Annotated in this window: 6 protein-coding genes; all 6 read right to left on the bottom strand. The window is 43.1% G+C overall.

All coding sequences use genetic code 11. The annotated features are described in order from the left end of the window. Positions 1 to 2: 2 nt before the first annotated feature. Positions 3 to 3440, bottom strand: coding sequence for a non-ribosomal peptide synthetase (locus tag IQ234_RS09885; protein ID WP_193956966.1), 3438 nt, complete (start codon positions 3438 to 3440; stop codon positions 3 to 5). Next, on the bottom strand, positions 3437 to 11635 hold the full coding sequence (locus IQ234_RS09880; protein ID WP_193956965.1) for a non-ribosomal peptide synthetase/type I polyketide synthase: 8199 nt from the start codon (positions 11633 to 11635) through the stop codon (positions 3437 to 3439). The genes IQ234_RS09885 and IQ234_RS09880 overlap by 4 nt, the downstream gene beginning before the upstream one ends. Before the next feature lie 36 nt (positions 11636 to 11671). Further along, a complete protein-coding gene (locus IQ234_RS09875) occupies positions 11672 to 13069 on the bottom strand; it encodes a hypothetical protein (RefSeq protein ID WP_193956964.1) in 1398 nt (465 codons plus the stop codon). Between the two features lie 241 nt (positions 13070 to 13310). Continuing rightward, entirely contained in the window at positions 13311 to 13577 is a 267-nt protein-coding gene (locus IQ234_RS09870) for an acyl carrier protein (protein ID WP_193956963.1), read from the bottom strand. Positions 13578 to 13725: 148 nt separating this feature from the next. Further along, positions 13726 to 15468: a fatty acyl-AMP ligase gene (locus IQ234_RS09865; RefSeq protein WP_193956962.1), complete on the bottom strand. Its 1743-nt coding sequence runs from the start codon at positions 15466 to 15468 to the stop codon at positions 13726 to 13728. Between the two features lie 784 nt (positions 15469 to 16252). Continuing rightward, complete coding sequence (gene bioD, locus IQ234_RS09860) at positions 16253 to 16915, bottom strand: dethiobiotin synthase (protein ID WP_193956961.1); 663 nt, start codon at positions 16913 to 16915, stop codon at positions 16253 to 16255. Between the last annotated feature and the right edge of the window lie 85 nt (positions 16916 to 17000).

Here is a 17000-nt window from a genome sequence, read left to right as displayed (position 1 = left end):
ACTTAGAACTCCACTACCTCAGTATTTTCATGATTTAACGCACCCTCTGATCCGTCCTGACCGACCCATTCCACCGCCTGAATATAGCTTGCAATGCCTGCGATCGTCGGTGATTCAAACATAATTTGCACAGAAAGATCAAGTTCAAAGGCTGAATTAATCCTGGATAATACCTGGGTAGCCAAGAGAGAATGCCCTCCCAATTCAAAGAAATTATCCTCTCTGCCGACTCGTTCTACCCTAAGAATTTGTTCCCATATTTGAGCAAGAATTTCTTCAGTGGGAGATTGAGGAGCAATATAGTATTCCGATAACCCTTGAGTTTCAGGAATAGGTAAGGAACGGCGATCGCATTTGCCACTGGAGGTTAGGGGTAAATCATCTAAAATAACAAAGGTATTGGGAACAAGATAGGCGGGTAATTGACTAGCTAAGAATTGACGCAATTCGCTAGTAGTTATCTGGGAGTTGGAAGTAAGAACCACATAGGCAACTAAGCGTTTATCACCAGGAGTATCTTCGCGGACAATCACCGCCGTATTTTGAACATCGGGACATTGACTCAGAACCGCTTCAATTTCTCCTAACTCAATGCGAAAACCGCGAATTTTTACCTGATTGTCAATGCGTCCTAAATATTCAATATTGCCATCGGGTAAATAACGGGCTAAATCTCCCGTTTTATACAATTTGGATGGTTGCTCTACCCCCTTTTTAAAAGTTTCGTAGCTCTTATTTCCCCCCTTATCAAGGGGGGTTAGGGGGGGATCAAAAGGATTAGGAATAAACCTTGCCGCCGTTAATTCAGGACGATTTAAATAGCCCCTTGCCACCCCAACTCCACCAATGTATAACTCTCCTGACACGCCCACAGGTACTGGCTGTAAAAAGGCATCCAAAATATAAATTTGGACATTAGCGATCGCCTTACCAATCGTCACCTTTAAATCATTTGGGCTACATTGTCCAATCGTGGCACAAACACTCGCTTCTGTTGGCCCGTAAGCATTAAAGAAATTGCGTTCTTTTGACCACTCTGTCATTAATTTTGTGGGACAAGCTTCACCACCGACGCTTAGAGATTGTAAATTAGGTAAGGTTGCTTGAGGCAAAACAGACAAAGCTGAAGGAGATAAAAAAGCGTGAGAAATTTGGTTTTCCGTTAAGAAATCAACCAATATTTGACTGGGTAATAGGGTTTCTTTTTGGGCTAAATATAAACTAGCGCCTGCGGCTAAAGTGGTGGCAATTTCACCAATAGATAAATCGAAACTTAGGGAACCAAACTGGAGTACACGGCTATGGTTTTGAATTTGAAAAATATCAATCCAAGCCAAAGCAAGATTAACAATGCCTCTGTTTTCAACCATCACCCCTTTAGGTTTACCCGTAGAGCCAGAGGTGTAAATAACATTAGCTAAATTGAAAGGAGTTAACTCACTTTGAAGATTATCTGGAGAATATTGAGAAATCTGCTCTTGGATGTGATCTAAACAAATCAGAGTCGCTTGAGAGGGAGGCAATTTTGCTAACAAAGAACTGTGGGTAATCAAAAAAGGAACTTGACTGTCTTCTAACATCAACTGAAGACGCTCAGTGGGATAGTCTGGATCAAGAGGGACATAAGCACCACCTGCCTTGAGAATGGCTAATAAGCCGATAATCATCTCTAAAGAACGTTCTAGGGAAATACCGACTAAGACTTCTGCACTCACGCCTAAAGTTTGTAAATAATGGGCTAACTGATTGGCGCGACAATTTAATTCACTGTAGGTTAATGATTGTTCCTCAAAGACGACAGCGATCGCATCGGGAGTCCGTTCAACTTGCGCTTCAAATAATTGATGAATACCCTGCTCTTGGGGATAATCAGCTTGGGTCTGATTCCAATCTACTAATAACTGTTTTTGTTCCTGTTTTGACAATAAAGGTAATAGGCTTACCGATTCTTGAGGATTAGCAACAATCGCCCTGAGAATATTCTGAAAATGTTCCAATAGACGGGCGATCTTTGAGCCATCAAATAGGTCAATATTGTAACAGCAAAGTCCAGTTAGTCCGTCGTTAACTTCTGATAAATGAACCTCTAGATCCAAACGAGCAGAATCGAGTTCCCAGGACATTTCTTCAATAGTTAAACCAGGTAAGTTCCAAGCTTCATTGGCCGCATTTTGTAGAATAAACCCCACCTGAACGAGGGGATTACGGTCTAATTTGCGCTCTAGCTGTAATTCTTCCACTAACATCCCAAAGGGCAAGTCTTGATGCTCATAGGCATCCTGAGTGACTGCCTGTACTTGTTTTAAGAAAGCGGCAAAGCTTGGTTTTTCTGATAAATCTAACCTCAACGCCAAAATGTTAACAAAAAAGCCAATTAACCCCTCAATGTCTTGGCGATTACGATTAGCGATCGCTGAACCAATGACGATATCCGTCTGGTTACTATAACGAGATAAAAGCACCCCAAAAGCGGCCAACAAAGTCATAAATAAAGTACAACCCGACTGTTGGCTTAACGCTTTCAACTGTTGAGTTAGCTTACTATCTAGCTGAAATCTTTCTGTCTTGCCTTGAAAGGTTTGGATAGCAGGACGAGGGCGATCAGTGGGCAGTTCTAACAGAGGGGGAGCATCCGCTAATTGTCGCTTCCAATATTCCAATTGAGTCCCTAAAACTCTACCCTGTAACCACTGTCTCTGCCAAACGGCAAAATCCGCATATTGAATCGGTAAAGTCGGTAAAGTTGGTTCTTTACCCGCAACAAAAGCCCCATAGAGATGGGACAATTCACGAATAAAAACACCAATTGACCAGCCATCAGAAATAATATGGTGCATATTAATTAATAAAATATGCTTTTCCGGCTGCAATCTGAGGAGTGTTACCCTTAGTAAAGGACTCTTGGTTAAATCAAAAGGCGTTTGAGATTCCTGATAAGCTAATTTTTCTGCTTCTGTCTCTTTTCCTGCCAAATTAACCATTGCCAATTCCCAAACAGGATTAGGATCAATCACCTGCACTGGAACCCCGTCAACTGACTGAAAACTGGTACGCAATGACTCATGACGTTGAATGATGGTTCTTAGGGCTTGTTTGAGGGCTTCCACCTGAAGAGAACCCCTTAAACTCAAGGCCCCTGTCATGTTATAGGTTCCCGTGGCTCCTTCTAATTGATACAAGAACCAGAGCCGCGACTGAGCAAAGGAGAGGGGTAATTGGCCATCACGAGGAATGGGAAGAATCATTCTAGGATTAATTTGCTCCTCTGAACCCAGTTGATTGAGAAAGTGAATAATTTCTGCTTTACGGTTTTTCAGTTCTGTTTGAATCTCTGGGGTTAATAGGCCCTGGGGCGCATTACAACGCAGGCGCTCGCCGTCCATCCAGAGTTTAATATCTTGATTGGCTAAATCTGACAAAAAGGTTTCAATCGATTTCATAGTTCAATCTCTTGGCGATCGCCTGATAAATGCTCAATAGGGCTTTGCAATTTTTGTAAAGTGGCATGAATTTCTGTTACTGCTAAAGCCAAATCTGCCACAGTGGGTTGTTCAAATAGGCGACGCAGGGGCAACTCTAGGGAAAATTTTTCTCGTAACCGTGAAATAACTTGGGTGGCTTGCAAAGAATTACCACCGATCTCAAAAAAGTTATCATCAATTCCCACTTTTTCCAATTTTAAAACTTGACCAAAGATAGCGGAGATCGCCTCTTGAGTAGAATTAACTGGAGCCACATAATCTACGGAACGATGTAACTCTGGATTGGGCAACGGTAAAGCACGGCGATTAATTTTACCATTGCTGGTTAACGGTAAATTTTCGAGGATCAGCCAATAGGCTGGAACCATATAGTCGGGAAGCTGCCGTTTAACAAACTCCCGTAATAATTGTGTTGCAAAAGTCGGATCATTAAGAACAATATAAGCAACCAAAGCCCGATTTTCAGGGTGATCGCTTTCATTCACCAAAACTACTGCTTCTCGTACCTGGGGATGGGATAGCAAAACCGCTTCAATTTCCCCCAATTCAATCCGGAAACCGCGAATTTTTACCTGATTATCAATGCGCCCTAGATACTCAATATTGCCATCGGGTAAATACCGGGCTAAGTCTCCGGTTTTATACAAGTTTGATGGTTGCTTTCCCCCCTTTTTTAAAGTTTCATAGCTCTCATCTCCCCCCTTTTTAAGGGGGGTTAGGGAGGGATCAAGGGAAGCAAACGGATTTGCAATAAATTTCTCCGCCGTTAACTCAGGCCTGTTTAAATAACCTCGTGCCAAACCAATCCCACCAATGTGCAATTCTCCAACCACCCCAATCGGCACTGGCTGTAAAAAGGCATCTAAAATATAAATTTGGACATTAGCGATCGCACGACCAATGGGAGGAAGAAGCGGCCAATTTTCTACTGGATTTGTCAGGGTAAAACTGGTAACAACATGACTTTCTGACGGACCATAATGATTGTGTAAAGTACAATTTTCTAAGCCTCTAAACCAAGTAGATATCGCTGGTGTAATTTGTAATTGTTCTCCTGCTGTGATGACTTCCCTTAAACTGCTTACCCAAAATTTACGACTAACGCTGACTTCTGCTAATTGCTGTAGAGCAACGAAGGGTAAAAATAGCCTTTCAATTGCTTGCTTTTCCAGAAAATCTAATAAGGCGGAAGTATCCCGTCTCAGTTCTTCTGTTATTAAAACCAATGTTCCCCCAGCAGACAAAGTGGCGAAAATTTCTTGAAAGGAAACATCAAAACTAATTGGTGCAAATTGTAGCGTTTTAGCCTCATTAGTAACCGTCGTATTTTGCAATTGCCAAAGAATCAGATTGCACAGGGCTAGTTGACCCATCATCACCCCTTTGGGCTGTCCTGTAGAACCAGAAGTATAAATAACGTAGGCTAAATTATCCGCAGAAACTGTGCTGTTAAGATTTTCCTGACTTGCTTGATTAATTTGTTGCCAATCTTTATCTAAGCAGACAACAATAGCCTGATGATTAGACAGTAAAGTCTGTAAAGATTCGCAGGTTAATATTATTTTAACCTGAGTATCTTGGAGCATAAAGCTGATGCGTTCTTGGGGATAATCTGCTTCAATCGGAACATAAGCTCCACCGACTTTAAGAATAGCCAATAATCCCACAATCATGTCTAAAGAACGTTTTAGACAAATCCCCACTAATTCCTCAGGTTTTACTCCTAATTTTTGTAAATAATGGGCTAACTGATTGGCACGATGGTTTAATTCAGCATAGGTTAATGATTGCTCCTCAAATACCACTGCGATCGCATCGGGAGTCCGCTCAACTTGCGCTTCAAATAATTGATGAATACACTGATCTTGGGGATAGTCGGCCTGGGTTTGATTCCAATCCACTAAAAGTTGCTTTTGTTCAGTAGGATTTAATAAAGGCAATTCCCGTAGATTTTGTTGCGGATCATTAATCACGGCCTCAAGTAAGGTCTGGAAATGACCCAACCAACGCTGAATCGTTTCATCCTCAAATAAATCCGTATTGTAGTCACAGTCAACCAGAGCTTCTCCGCCTATTTCTGTCACATTCAAATGCAAATCTCGATCCTTAAAACTAATCTTTTGAGGCAGTAAGCTAACCTCCAATCCTCTCATTTTAGGTAAGTTAATGGCTGGCTCTAAATTGAAACTGACATCAATTAAAGGAGAGCGACTGGTATTACGCGGTAAATCTAACTGATTGAGCAAAAGGGCAAAGGGATAGTCCTGATGTTCATAAGCCGACAACAAAATCCCCCGCATTTGTTTGAGATAATCAGCAAAAGTGGGATTACCGGCTAATTGACTACGAATGGGTAAAAAATGGCTACAATAACCCACCATTCCTTCACTATCTAAAAGGCCACGGCCAGACGCTGGCAGACCCACCAGAATATCATCCTGTCCCATCAAACGATGAATAAGAACGTTATAAACCGACAACAGGGTCATTAGAAAAGTACAGCCCTGTTTACGACTAAATTGCTTTAGTTTTTCGGTAAATTGGCTATCTAAAGTTAGGCTTTGCCGATTGGCTTGGTAACTGGGTAACGCTGGACGAAGTTTGTCAGTGGGTAAATTCAAAACGGTCGGATTGACAAGGGTTGTTAACCAATAGGCCTGCTGTTTTTTCAGTTCTTCCCCTTGGCTTGGCTGGGTTTGCCATTCAATCAATTCTCGAAACTGTTTTGGGGTTTTAAGATCAGCCGTAATACCCTGACATTTGGCTGAATATAACTCTCCTAATTCCCGAAGGATTACTCCCATTGACCAACCGTCAGTAATAATATGATGAGTTGTTAAGACTAACCAATATCGTTCAGCATCTAACTTGAGCAGAAACCAACGCACGAGGCAACCTTGGCTTAAATCAAAGGGTTTTTCACTTTCCGCTTTTAACCATTCCTCTGCTTGCTGTTGAGCCGAAACTTGGTCAGCACTGAAGTCTAAAATAGGACAGTTAATCTCAACCTGGGGCAGGATTTCTTGACTATCTCCCTGAGCATTAATCTTAGTTCGTAACGCTTCATGGCGATCGCTGATTTGTTGAATAGCCTGGGTCATCGCGGCGGGATTCAACGGGCCACTTAATTGCAATGTCACTGATTGGTTATAGGCAGCGGAGCCGTTTTCTCCTAGTTGAGCCAAAATCCACAGTTGTCGCTGGGCTTCGGTGAGAGGGACTTGATCACCCCCTACCTTATCAAGGGGGGTTAGGGGGGGATCAATTTGAGGCGTTGGCACTGACCAGGAAGGCTTTTTTGCGGGGATAAAACCTCCTTGACGCAATTCTGTGACGCTATCTTTAACCGCTTGGACAAATTGGGCAAGATCGGCTTCCGTATGGGCTGTTGAAAGAAAATGTTTACGCCATTCCCAGACATAAATACCTTTTTCTACCATGTGATAAAAAAGTAAATCTAAATTACCAGAGAGGGCAAACCGGAAGAAAGAACTGAAGTGTTCAATTTTAATGGGAACGTCTTCTGCTTGAAAATAGCGATTGAGGGTATTGGCTAAGGCCGCAGTGCGTTCTGTTAATTGTTGTTGCAGACCTGGCCCCTGCTCCTTCAAATGGCTAAGAACAGCCCTAGCCGCCACCATCGCTAAAGGATGCTGATTAAAGGTTCCGCCAAAAAAGGTTCTGTCCACCCCAGGATAGGATTTATCGCCATAACGCCACATTCCCCCGTCAATGCCGTCCAGATAATGAGCCTTACCCGCTATGACCCCAATGGGCATTCCCCCCGCAACGACTTTGCCATAGGTGGCAATATCCGCCTGTACTCCAAATAAAGCTTGCGCTCCCCCTGGGTGGCATCGAAAACCCGTAATCATTTCATCAAAAATCAGAGCAATGCCCATTTGACTGGTAATTTGTCGCAAACTTTGGAGAAATTGCTTGGGTTGGAGTAAAGGATTACCACTTTGAACCGGTTCTACTAAGACCGCCGCTAAATCCTGTCCCTGGCTTTTTAAATAATCCAAAGCCTCCCCACTGCCATAGTCTAATACCACCACATCGGAACCAAGGCTGGGGGGAACGCCTAAAGCTAGGGGAAGGGAGTGGGGTTGGTTATCAATAATTTGGTTTCTAAAAAGGGTTCCGTCCGCATGGCCATGATAGGAGCCTTCAAAGATGGCAATTTTACTGCGACCTGTTGTTGCCCTAGCAATACGGATGGCAGCCATGACTGCTTCGGTTCCAGAGTTGCAAAAACAAGCTCGTTCGGCTCCTGTTAGTTCACAAATTAAGGCGGCCACTTCTCCCACTATCGGCGATCGCGGATTGAGATGAATACCTTCGGCGAGTTGGCTTTGTAGGGCCGACATAATGAAGTCAGGTTGATGCCCAAACAGCGTTACCCCTTGCCCCATCGTCATATCAATATATTCATTACCGTCCACATCCCAAATTCTTGACCCTTGAGAACGTTGGGCCACAATGGGATAGAGCATCTCTTTAATGGACATACGGAATCCGACCGAGGCTCGACTATCTGCTAAAACAGAGCGATCGCGTTGCACTATTTGCTTAGAGGTTTTTGTTCGCTCCGTAAAGCGAGCAGTTAATGCGTCTAGATGTTGCTGTTGTTGGGGAGTTAATCCACCTGTGGGTGGTTTTTTCGGCCCCCAGGGAGTGGCTGTTACTGTCGGTTGGGGAGCGGAAGCTTGATTGCTGGTTTGACGGGTGCGACTGGCTATTGGCTCTAGGTTCGCCGCTAATTGCTGGGGGGGAATCAACTTCTGATTAATCCCGTTGGCTCTATTTTGATCAACCGCAGAGGGGGGATTTTCCTTGCTGATGGGGATAGTCGGGGCAAAATTGGCCGTTTGCAAGACCTCTAACTGTTTGGCCATCAGTTGTAACTGTTGACCCATAATATTTTCCAGGGCAGAACTAGGAACGCTTGAACCTGATGCTGCCAGAACCCTTGGCTGTGGTACAGGCTCTTGAGAAACTGTGCTATTGGGCGCGATCGCAGAAAACTTTGGAGAAGCCGTTTGACCTTGAAAGCCGTTGCTATTAGAACTCAGCACGACCTTGGGCGATTGGTTATGGTCACAGGCAATGGGCGCAGAAAATACCTCATTATTAACTTGAGTATTCTGGACATCATTAGCCGGATTCTGAGCTAAATAGGTTGCTAAAGCATCTAAAGTAGATAACTCCTCAAATAACTGACGCATAGCAATTTTAACGTTATAGGTATTCTCAATCCGTCTGACCGCCTCAACCATGACAATGGAATCTGCCCCCATCTCTAGGAAAGGTGTATGAACACTGACATCAGCAGGAGACAATTGCAGTAAATTCCCCACTAGGGTTTGCAATGTGATTAGAATCTCCTGTTGTTTTTGATTGCTGGAGATAGCTTGGACATTAGTGGCATTGGTCGTCATGGTTGTTTCTTCAGAAGTCGGTTTAATGGTTTCAAGCCAATAGCGTTGACGTTGAAAAGGATAGGTCGGTAGAGCCAGTAAATTGTGGGGATAATTTTGATTAAAACCCTCCCAGTTTATCTTGGCTCCTTGGGAATCATAGAGAATCGCCAAACTATTTAGCAGGCTTTGTTCGTCTTCTTGGGGAGGGGCGAGGGAAAATAGCCAGGTGGTCGATGTTTCTGGACAACATTGTTGACCCAATCGAGATAAGGTCGGTTTCGGACTGACTTCTAAAAAGAGACTGAATTTCTGCTCGATCAGCGTTTGGATACTCCCATAAAATTGTACAGGGTTGCGTGCCTGATTTCGCCAGTAACGAGCATCAATGATTGCTCCTTCTGGTAGAACTTTCCCCGTTAAATTAGCAACTAAGGGAATTTGCAGGGGTTGGTAGGAAATTGCAGCAGCTTCCTGTTCTAAAGAATCTAAAATCGGTTCCAAGAGGGGCGAGTGAAAAGCATGGGAAACTTTTAGTGGACGGCTTTCTATTCCTGCTGCCGTTAAATGAAGGATAATTTGAGCAATAATCGTTGCTTTTCCTGAAATGACCAGATTTTCTGGACCATTAATAGCCGCGATCGCTACCTCGTTTGTATAAGGCTCAATAACAGCTTTAACCCGCTCTTTTGAGGCAAAAACGGCGATCATTGTCCCTTCTTTAGGGAGAGACTGCATCAACTGGCCCCGTTTGGCAATCAGCGTTAATCCGTCTTCTAGACTTAAGGCTCCGGCAACGGTAGCCGCCACATATTCCCCGACACTGTGACCAATTACTGCCGCCGGTTCTATTCCCCAGGAACGCCATAGTTCTGCTAGGGAATATTCTAGAGCAAATAAAGTGGGTTGGGTATAGGCAGTCTGCTCTAAATAAAAACTCGCTTTTTCCGGTTCTAGGTCAGCAGAATAAAGAATTTCTAAGAGGGGTTTATCTAAATGGGGTCGCAGGATTTCAGCACAGCGATCTAAGGTTTGGCGAAAGATGGGTTGGGTTTCGTACAGTTGACGACCCATACCGACATATTGAGAACCTTGACCGGCAAATAGAAAAACAATTTTAGGTTTTTTCTTTTTGTTAATACTCTTTGTTTCTCTCACCCTTTCTTGGTTACTAAAGTTCTCTAACTTCTGCAACATTTCTAAGCGATCTCTAGCCACTACTCCTAAACGATGATTAAAGTGCGATCGCCGACTATTGGCCGTAAAACAAACATCAGCGAGAGAAATTTCAGGATGATCAACTAAATACTTTTGATAACAATGGACTAAGGCTTTTAAGGCTTCTTCATTCTTGGCAGATAAAGTCAGCAAATGCCAGGGACGTTCCATCAACTTCTGCCCATTTTGTTGATTGTTTTTAACGGTGACAGGGGCTTCGCTGAGAATCAGATGGGAATTTGTCCCCCCAAACCCAAAGGAACTGAGTCCTGCTAAACGTCGTTCGACACTCTTTTCACCAGATCCCGGGGATTTGATCGGCCAGGGTTGAACCTGAGTAGGAATCGCAAAAGCTGTGTCAGCGAGGGAAATATAGGGATTAAGGGTTTCAAAATGAAGATTAGGGGGAATTTCTTGGTGTTGTAAGCAGAGAACAACCTTGATGAGACCTGCAATCCCCGCCGCCGCTTCTAAATGACCAATGTTGGTTTTAACAGAACCTAGCCAACAGGTTTGATCGAGCGATCGCTTTTCACCCAAAACCGCTTTCAGAGATTTAACTTCGATGGGATCCCCCAATTCTGTCCCCGTGCCATGGGCTTCGACATAGCTAATCTGGGCCGGTTTTACCCGGGCATTTGCCAGGGCCTGACGAATAACCGCCTGTTGAGCAGGGCCATTAGGAGCCGTGAGTCCATTACTCAAACCATCCTGATTGACTGCCGAACCTTCAATCACCGCTAAAACGCGATCGCCGTCCTGAATGGCATCCCTAAGACGTTTAAGTACGACTACTCCACAGCCTTCCGAGCGCACATAACCATCGGCCTTCGCGTCAAAGGTTTTACAACGACTGTCGGGGGCCATCATTCTCGCTTGGGAAAAAACGACGGTTGTCTCTGGTGACAAAATGAGATTAACTCCCCCCACTAAGCAGAGGTTCGATTCTTGATTTTGCAAACTCTGACAGGCCAGGTGAACGGCGACGAGGGAAGAAGAACAAGCAGTATCTACGGCCAAACTGGGGCCACGCAGATCAAAGATATAGGACAAACGGTTAGCCGCAATACTGGTGCTGTTGCCTGTACCCACATAAGCCGTTAAATTAGCAGGGCTTTGGTAGGCTAGGCGATGATAATCCACATCACTGATGCCAATAAAAACCCCTGATTTGCTGCCAGCTAAGGTTTCAGGTACAATCGCCGCATTTTCTAAGGCTTCCCAAGTGACTTCTAGTAATAGTCTTTGTTGAGGATCTAAATAGTTGGCTTCTAGGGGAGAAATACGAAAAAACTGGGGATCAAATTGATCGACATTTTTCAGAAAACCGCCCTGGCGACTATACATCTTCTTGGCAGTGGCAGGTGTGGGATCGTAGAAACCCTCAATATCCCACCGTTCTGACGGAATATCGGCGATCGCATCGACCCCATTTCCCATGAGTTGCCAGAAAGCTTCTGGATTGTCAGCCCCCGGAAAACGACAACCCATACCAATAATTGCGATGGATTCCATAAAAATTTAAGCTCCTTTTATCTGCGTTTTAGAAAATTAACAGCTTACAGTTTCTTTAAATTGATGAAAAGCTTTAACATTATTGATGATCGCCCGTTCAATTGACCCCCCAGCTTTCATGAGCCGCATTTCACGGTTAACTGGCCATAGATAATCTAAGTTATCGGTCAAACGTAACATATTCTTAAGCATTTTTTGATGATACTTAACTTGTACATCGAAGCCTTGATGCTCTTGGCATAAACATTTCTCTAGCCAGTATAGAGACTCCTCTGCTGACATTCCAAACAAAGGAGAACGCAAAATCTTATCGTAATAGGATAAAAAAGCAGCATCCTGTCGGAAAATAGACACCATCCCCAAGGATAAACTTCCTAAAAAGCCTTGTTGCATCCGATAAAAAACGACATTGCCGATAAACTGTTCATAGGCTGTTGGCTTAGAAAACTCTTTGTATAAATCACGGCCAATCAATTGGGAAGTCGTGGTATGAAAAGCTTCATCTAAAAGATGATAATGGGAAACTGCTGTGGGAACAGGAATAAATTCTCCTTTTCTTTCCAGTTCTCTCAAATAACGAGAATATTGATATTCATAGTTTTTTAAGCCCATATTACCCGTTAAACGATAGGTATAGTGCTGACAAGCCAAAAAAGGAGAACTGCCCCAATGAAAGGCAAAAAATTGCAGCAAAAACTGAGGATTTGCCACCCCAAAGTAGCCTTTGTTAGAAGCATTTAGAAATACACCTTTTTTCTCTAAATCTAGCAAATGAGAAGAATAATACTTTGATGAGTTGTTGAGCAGAGCTTTACTTAAAGAACGCAAGCCTTTATATTGCAATTCTGAGTAGGAGGAAACCGAAGTAAGATTTAAAATTTGTTCTCCTACTCTTGAGGTTATTTTCCTACTTTTATCCGCTTTACTGGTAGTATTTTTGTTGGGTTTCAGCTTAAAAGCCTGTTTGCCTAAAAGAGCAAATTTTGTTTTACTACCAATAGTTTGAAAGGCATGGATATGGTACTTTTCTTGATCACTTTCATGATCCAAGGTCAAACAAAGAGAATCGTAGCCACCAACCTTAGCAAAGACACCAGCCGTCACTTGATTGTAGTTAATCGTACTGGCTTCACTAGCAGCAATGTAATCATACTGTGCGCCCCAATATAAATGATTGAGAGCTAACTTTTGAGAAGCGGAAGCTTGTTCATAGATGGGAGTTCCATACAAAATCGACAGTTCGGGGTCTCCCCATAGATGCTCACTATTACTGGCATAATCAAAGCTTTTTGCCAGGGTTTCAATTTTTTCGGTATAGTCAGATTCGAGATTGTGACGATAATTAGTATTATTCAGTTTGAGGGTTCTGGGGGATTGCTGATTGTAAATAGGGTTACTATCCGATATGATTTTAGATTTGTCAATAGTATTCATGAGTTTTGTTTTGTCAAATTCAAGTTGTTAGTTTGCTCAAGTCGATAAACTGCCGAACAATTCACTTTACTGGAACTCAGTATAATCATTGATCTTTGCTAGGACGATCCAAAAAACGCAAGTTTTTTAAAACTGTTATTTTTTAGCCAACTTTCGGGAAAAGTCTCAAGCTTTTTCCCTACACCTTACCCGACAACCTGTCTAATTTTCAATCCGATTGTCACCCCAGCAGCCCAAAATGTCAGGGTTCACTAACCTGTTTAGCCAACTTTTCTAGTGTCGGATAATCGTAGATCAGTGTACGATCTAAATCGCGTCCTAACCAATCCTCTAGATCGGCGATCAAGGCAACTGCCATAGAAGAATCGAGACCATATTCATCAAAGGGAATGCTCAGATCAATCTCATCTTCGTCCACTTCCATCATCTCTGTCATGTAAGCCACTAACCAGTTTTGAATTTCCGTTAGGGTCGGTTGTTTTTTGTCGTTTGGAATTTCTGTGGACATTAGACTCAGTTTGCTTTCTTTAGAAATGTAGTTAATTTTTAAGGAATTTTCAAATCCAGAGACATGGACTTAAGGGGAGAGAAAGAATTGGTCGAAGTTTCAATCGATATACGAATTTAACACATTAAGTGCCGATCAAGAAATTTTCTTAGTCCAAAATTTCCAGGTTTCCCTCTAAAAATTTGGCCCGACAGCCACGACGCTGAATTTTACCGCTAGAGGTTTTTGGTAAACTACCAGTCCTGATCAGCGCGATCGCATAAACCTGTAAATCATATTCCTGGACAACGGCTTTACGAATAGCTCTTTTTACCTCGTCTATATCTACTTTACGGAGCCAGGTGCGCTCCACTTCCTGAACGACCACGAGCTTTTCTTCACCCTTGTTTTCAACGGTAAAAGCCGCCCCACAACTGGGACGCAGAGCAGGATGACTATTTTGGACGGTTAATTCAATATCCTGGGGATAATTATTGCGTCCTCGAATCAGAATAATTTCCTTGAGCCGACCTGTGACAAACAATTCACCGTCTTTGATAAAGCCCAAGTCTCCTGTTCGCAGAAAAGGCCCGGCTCCTGTATCGGCCAAATAAGCTTGAAAAGTTTCCTGAGTCTCTTGAGGTTTTCCCCAATAACCCTGGGCGATTGTTGAACCTGATAGCCAAATTTCGCCGACAATTTCAGGGGAGCAAGGTTTCAGGGTTTCAGGATTGACAATGACGATTTGAGTATCAATCGTTGTCCAGCCGCAACCCACGAGGGTCTGCACATTGGTATCTGTTTCAGTGGCTCCGACAATCTTATTTTTTTCTAAAGCATTAGCCTGAACGGGATAAAAGTAAGGGGGACTGTCATAACTAACCGCCGTAACTTTCAGGGTGGCTTCTGCCAAACCGTAGCCAGGACAAAGGGCCGTGGCCTTAAAACCAGAAACTTGAAAAGCCTCCGCAAACTTTTTTAGTACCTCCGCTCTGACGGGTTCGGCCCCATTTAAAGCCATACACCAATGGCTTAGGTCTAACGTGGCCCGTTTTTCAGGGGGAATTTTCCGCACACAAAGATCGTAGGCAAAGTTGGGGGCTGCACTATGGGTCGCTTGTTTATCGGAAAGAGCTTGTAACCAACGTAATGGTCGTTCCATAAAGCTGGCAGGGGACATCATGTAACAAAGAAATCCTTTGTACAAAGGCTGAATAACCCCATAAATCAGACCCATATCATGGAAGGTCGGTAGCCAAGTGACCATTACGCTATCTTGATCATGGCCCCAACCACCATCTAAATCGGCTGAATTAATCAACAAATTATGGTGACTGACCATTACTCCCTTGGGAGTTCCCGTTGAACCAGAGGTGTATTGTAGAAAAGCGAGACTGTTTTTTTCGAGGGTCGGTTCTAGCCAATCTTCCCTGAGGTGATGGTCAATTTCATCGGTAACAATCCATTGCATTGCTCCTAATTCAGGGTCTTTAGCCCATTGGTTTTCTAAACTGGGAAATAGAGCGGCATTGGTGAAGGTAAATCGGGCTTGGGAATCGGCAATAATCGCCTGTAAACGCAAAAGGTTTTGATTACGTCGAGGTGGATAAGCCGGAATGGCGACGACTCCCGCGTACAAGCAACCAAAAAAAGCTGAAATAAAATCTAGTCCTGGGGGATAGAGCAGTAAACCCCTTTCGCCCTTGGCTTCTAAGGATTGTAGATGAGCGGCGATCGCCCTAGCCTTTTGATCCAGTTCCCCATAGGTTAAACGAGCTTCTTCGATTTCTCCGTCTCGCAGAAAAATATAGGCGATGCGTTCTGGTTGACTGCTTGCTCGATAACGGAGTAATTCAACTAGGGTTGAGAATTTATTCAAGGGTTCTTGCAGATCACCATAGTGAATAGTCATCTAAATACAGGACAAAAAGCTGGAAAAGTAGGCGGGAGTAGCTTTTTATGAGAAATAGCACTAATCTTGAAACCCCCGTAAACCAGTATAGGGAAAAAGTCCCTAAATTTTCCTCCCGATCCCTCTAATGGTCGGCACTTTTTGAGGGGAAAAAAAGTCTAAAAGCCTTGTCCAACAAGGTTTTTAGATTTATTCAGCCAGCCCTAATTAATTTTTGAGGGTTCAAAAACGGCAAAAATAATGATTAAATCGCATAAAGTTTGTAAATATAGCGTTTCCTGTTCGCACAAGGTACATTATTAATGTTGAAAAGCTTAATCAGCAAAGGTTTAACTGTGCCACACTGGGGTGAGAAACGCTATAGACCATTTAATTGATTATTATTCATTCCTAATTCTCCTGACTACTGGCTACTGACTCCTAACCCTAACAACAATTTTTAGTTTTCACAAGAGGTCTAATGTGCGGCTAACTAATTCACGAATCCATAAGTAGTCGTGCAAAATTAATTTCCTAGTGAAGATAGGCAAGAGGCAAGAGGCAAGAGGTGGTTAGATATGTGTAATTAATTTTGCTTAGGTACTTACCTCTAGCTCCCATTGTCCCGAAATTATGCTCGTATTTGCCGAGTTTTGCTATAATTTTTCAAGAATTTTCATAAGACTTTGTATTTTTGCCTGAGAATTTCAACTTTTCCAAATAACTATATATTTTTATCGGAAATAATATATATTTAACAAATATCTCTTGACAAAAACTTCAAAATCTGCTGTGGTTTCGTGCTCTAAATAATTTCTGGCCAACTAGCTACCACCGAGGCCAATTTATCCAAATCCCGACGATCTTCGATAAAGGGAAAAACGCCTAAAACTGGACAATTGGTCAAGGATTGAATTAAATTGATCGGTGTTAACTGCTCTATCTCCCTCTCCGTGTGCGGTTCCAGACAATTAAGGATAATTCCGCCTAAATTGACTTTTTTTTGCTCTGCTAGGGCAATATTAGCCACCGTTTGGGAAATAGCCCCCAATTTCACCGGCACCACTAAAAGGGTTTTTAACCGCCATTGAGCGGCTAAATCCGCTACAGTTAGCTCGTGGGTGACGGGACAACCTAAACCCCCTAAACCCTCAATTAAAACCAAATCTTGGCTTTTTTGTAGGTTTAGCAGAGCTTGCCAAACCGTCCCTAAAGGAATATCTCGACCTTCCAAATCAGCAGCCACAGGCGGCGCTAAGGGTGCCTGATATTGCAGCGGTGTGATTATTTCTAATTGACCTTGAAATAAACCCTCATACCATTCTCGATCGCCTTGGCCCGTTTGCATTAATTTCATCAGCCCCAGGGCCTTGGATGGATAGTATTTTTGCCAATAAGCCACTAAAGCAGTGGTGACAACGGTTTTACCCGCATCGGTATCCGTAGCCGTAATCAAAAGACTATTCATAAAACTCCCAGGCTCAGTCAAGATCAGGTAAAATCACCAATATTTATCATCTTATCCCCCATCACCCCACTTCCCCACTTCCCCA

Origin of the sequence: Microcystis aeruginosa LEGE 91341 (assembly GCF_015206885.1) — a bacterium.
GTDB classification, from domain to species: domain Bacteria; phylum Cyanobacteriota; class Cyanobacteriia; order Cyanobacteriales; family Microcystaceae; genus Microcystis; species Microcystis aeruginosa_H.
Note: the sequence above shows the minus strand (reverse complement) of the source record. Positions and strands in the feature narration are given on the sequence as shown.

Coding starts and splice junctions, on each gene's coding strand:
- IQ234_RS09885 (WP_193956966.1), bottom strand. CDS start 3,440: ATGAAATCGATTGAAACCTTTTTGTCAGATTTAGCCAATCAAGATATT.
- IQ234_RS09880 (WP_193956965.1), bottom strand. CDS start 11,635: ATGGAATCCATCGCAATTATTGGTATGGGTTGTCGTTTTCCGGGGGCT.
- IQ234_RS09875 (WP_193956964.1), bottom strand. CDS start 13,069: ATGAATACTATTGACAAATCTAAAATCATATCGGATAGTAACCCTATT.
- IQ234_RS09870 (WP_193956963.1), bottom strand. CDS start 13,577: ATGTCCACAGAAATTCCAAACGACAAAAAACAACCGACCCTAACGGAA.
- IQ234_RS09865 (WP_193956962.1), bottom strand. CDS start 15,468: ATGACTATTCACTATGGTGATCTGCAAGAACCCTTGAATAAATTCTCA.
- bioD (WP_193956961.1), bottom strand. CDS start 16,915: ATGAATAGTCTTTTGATTACGGCTACGGATACCGATGCGGGTAAAACC.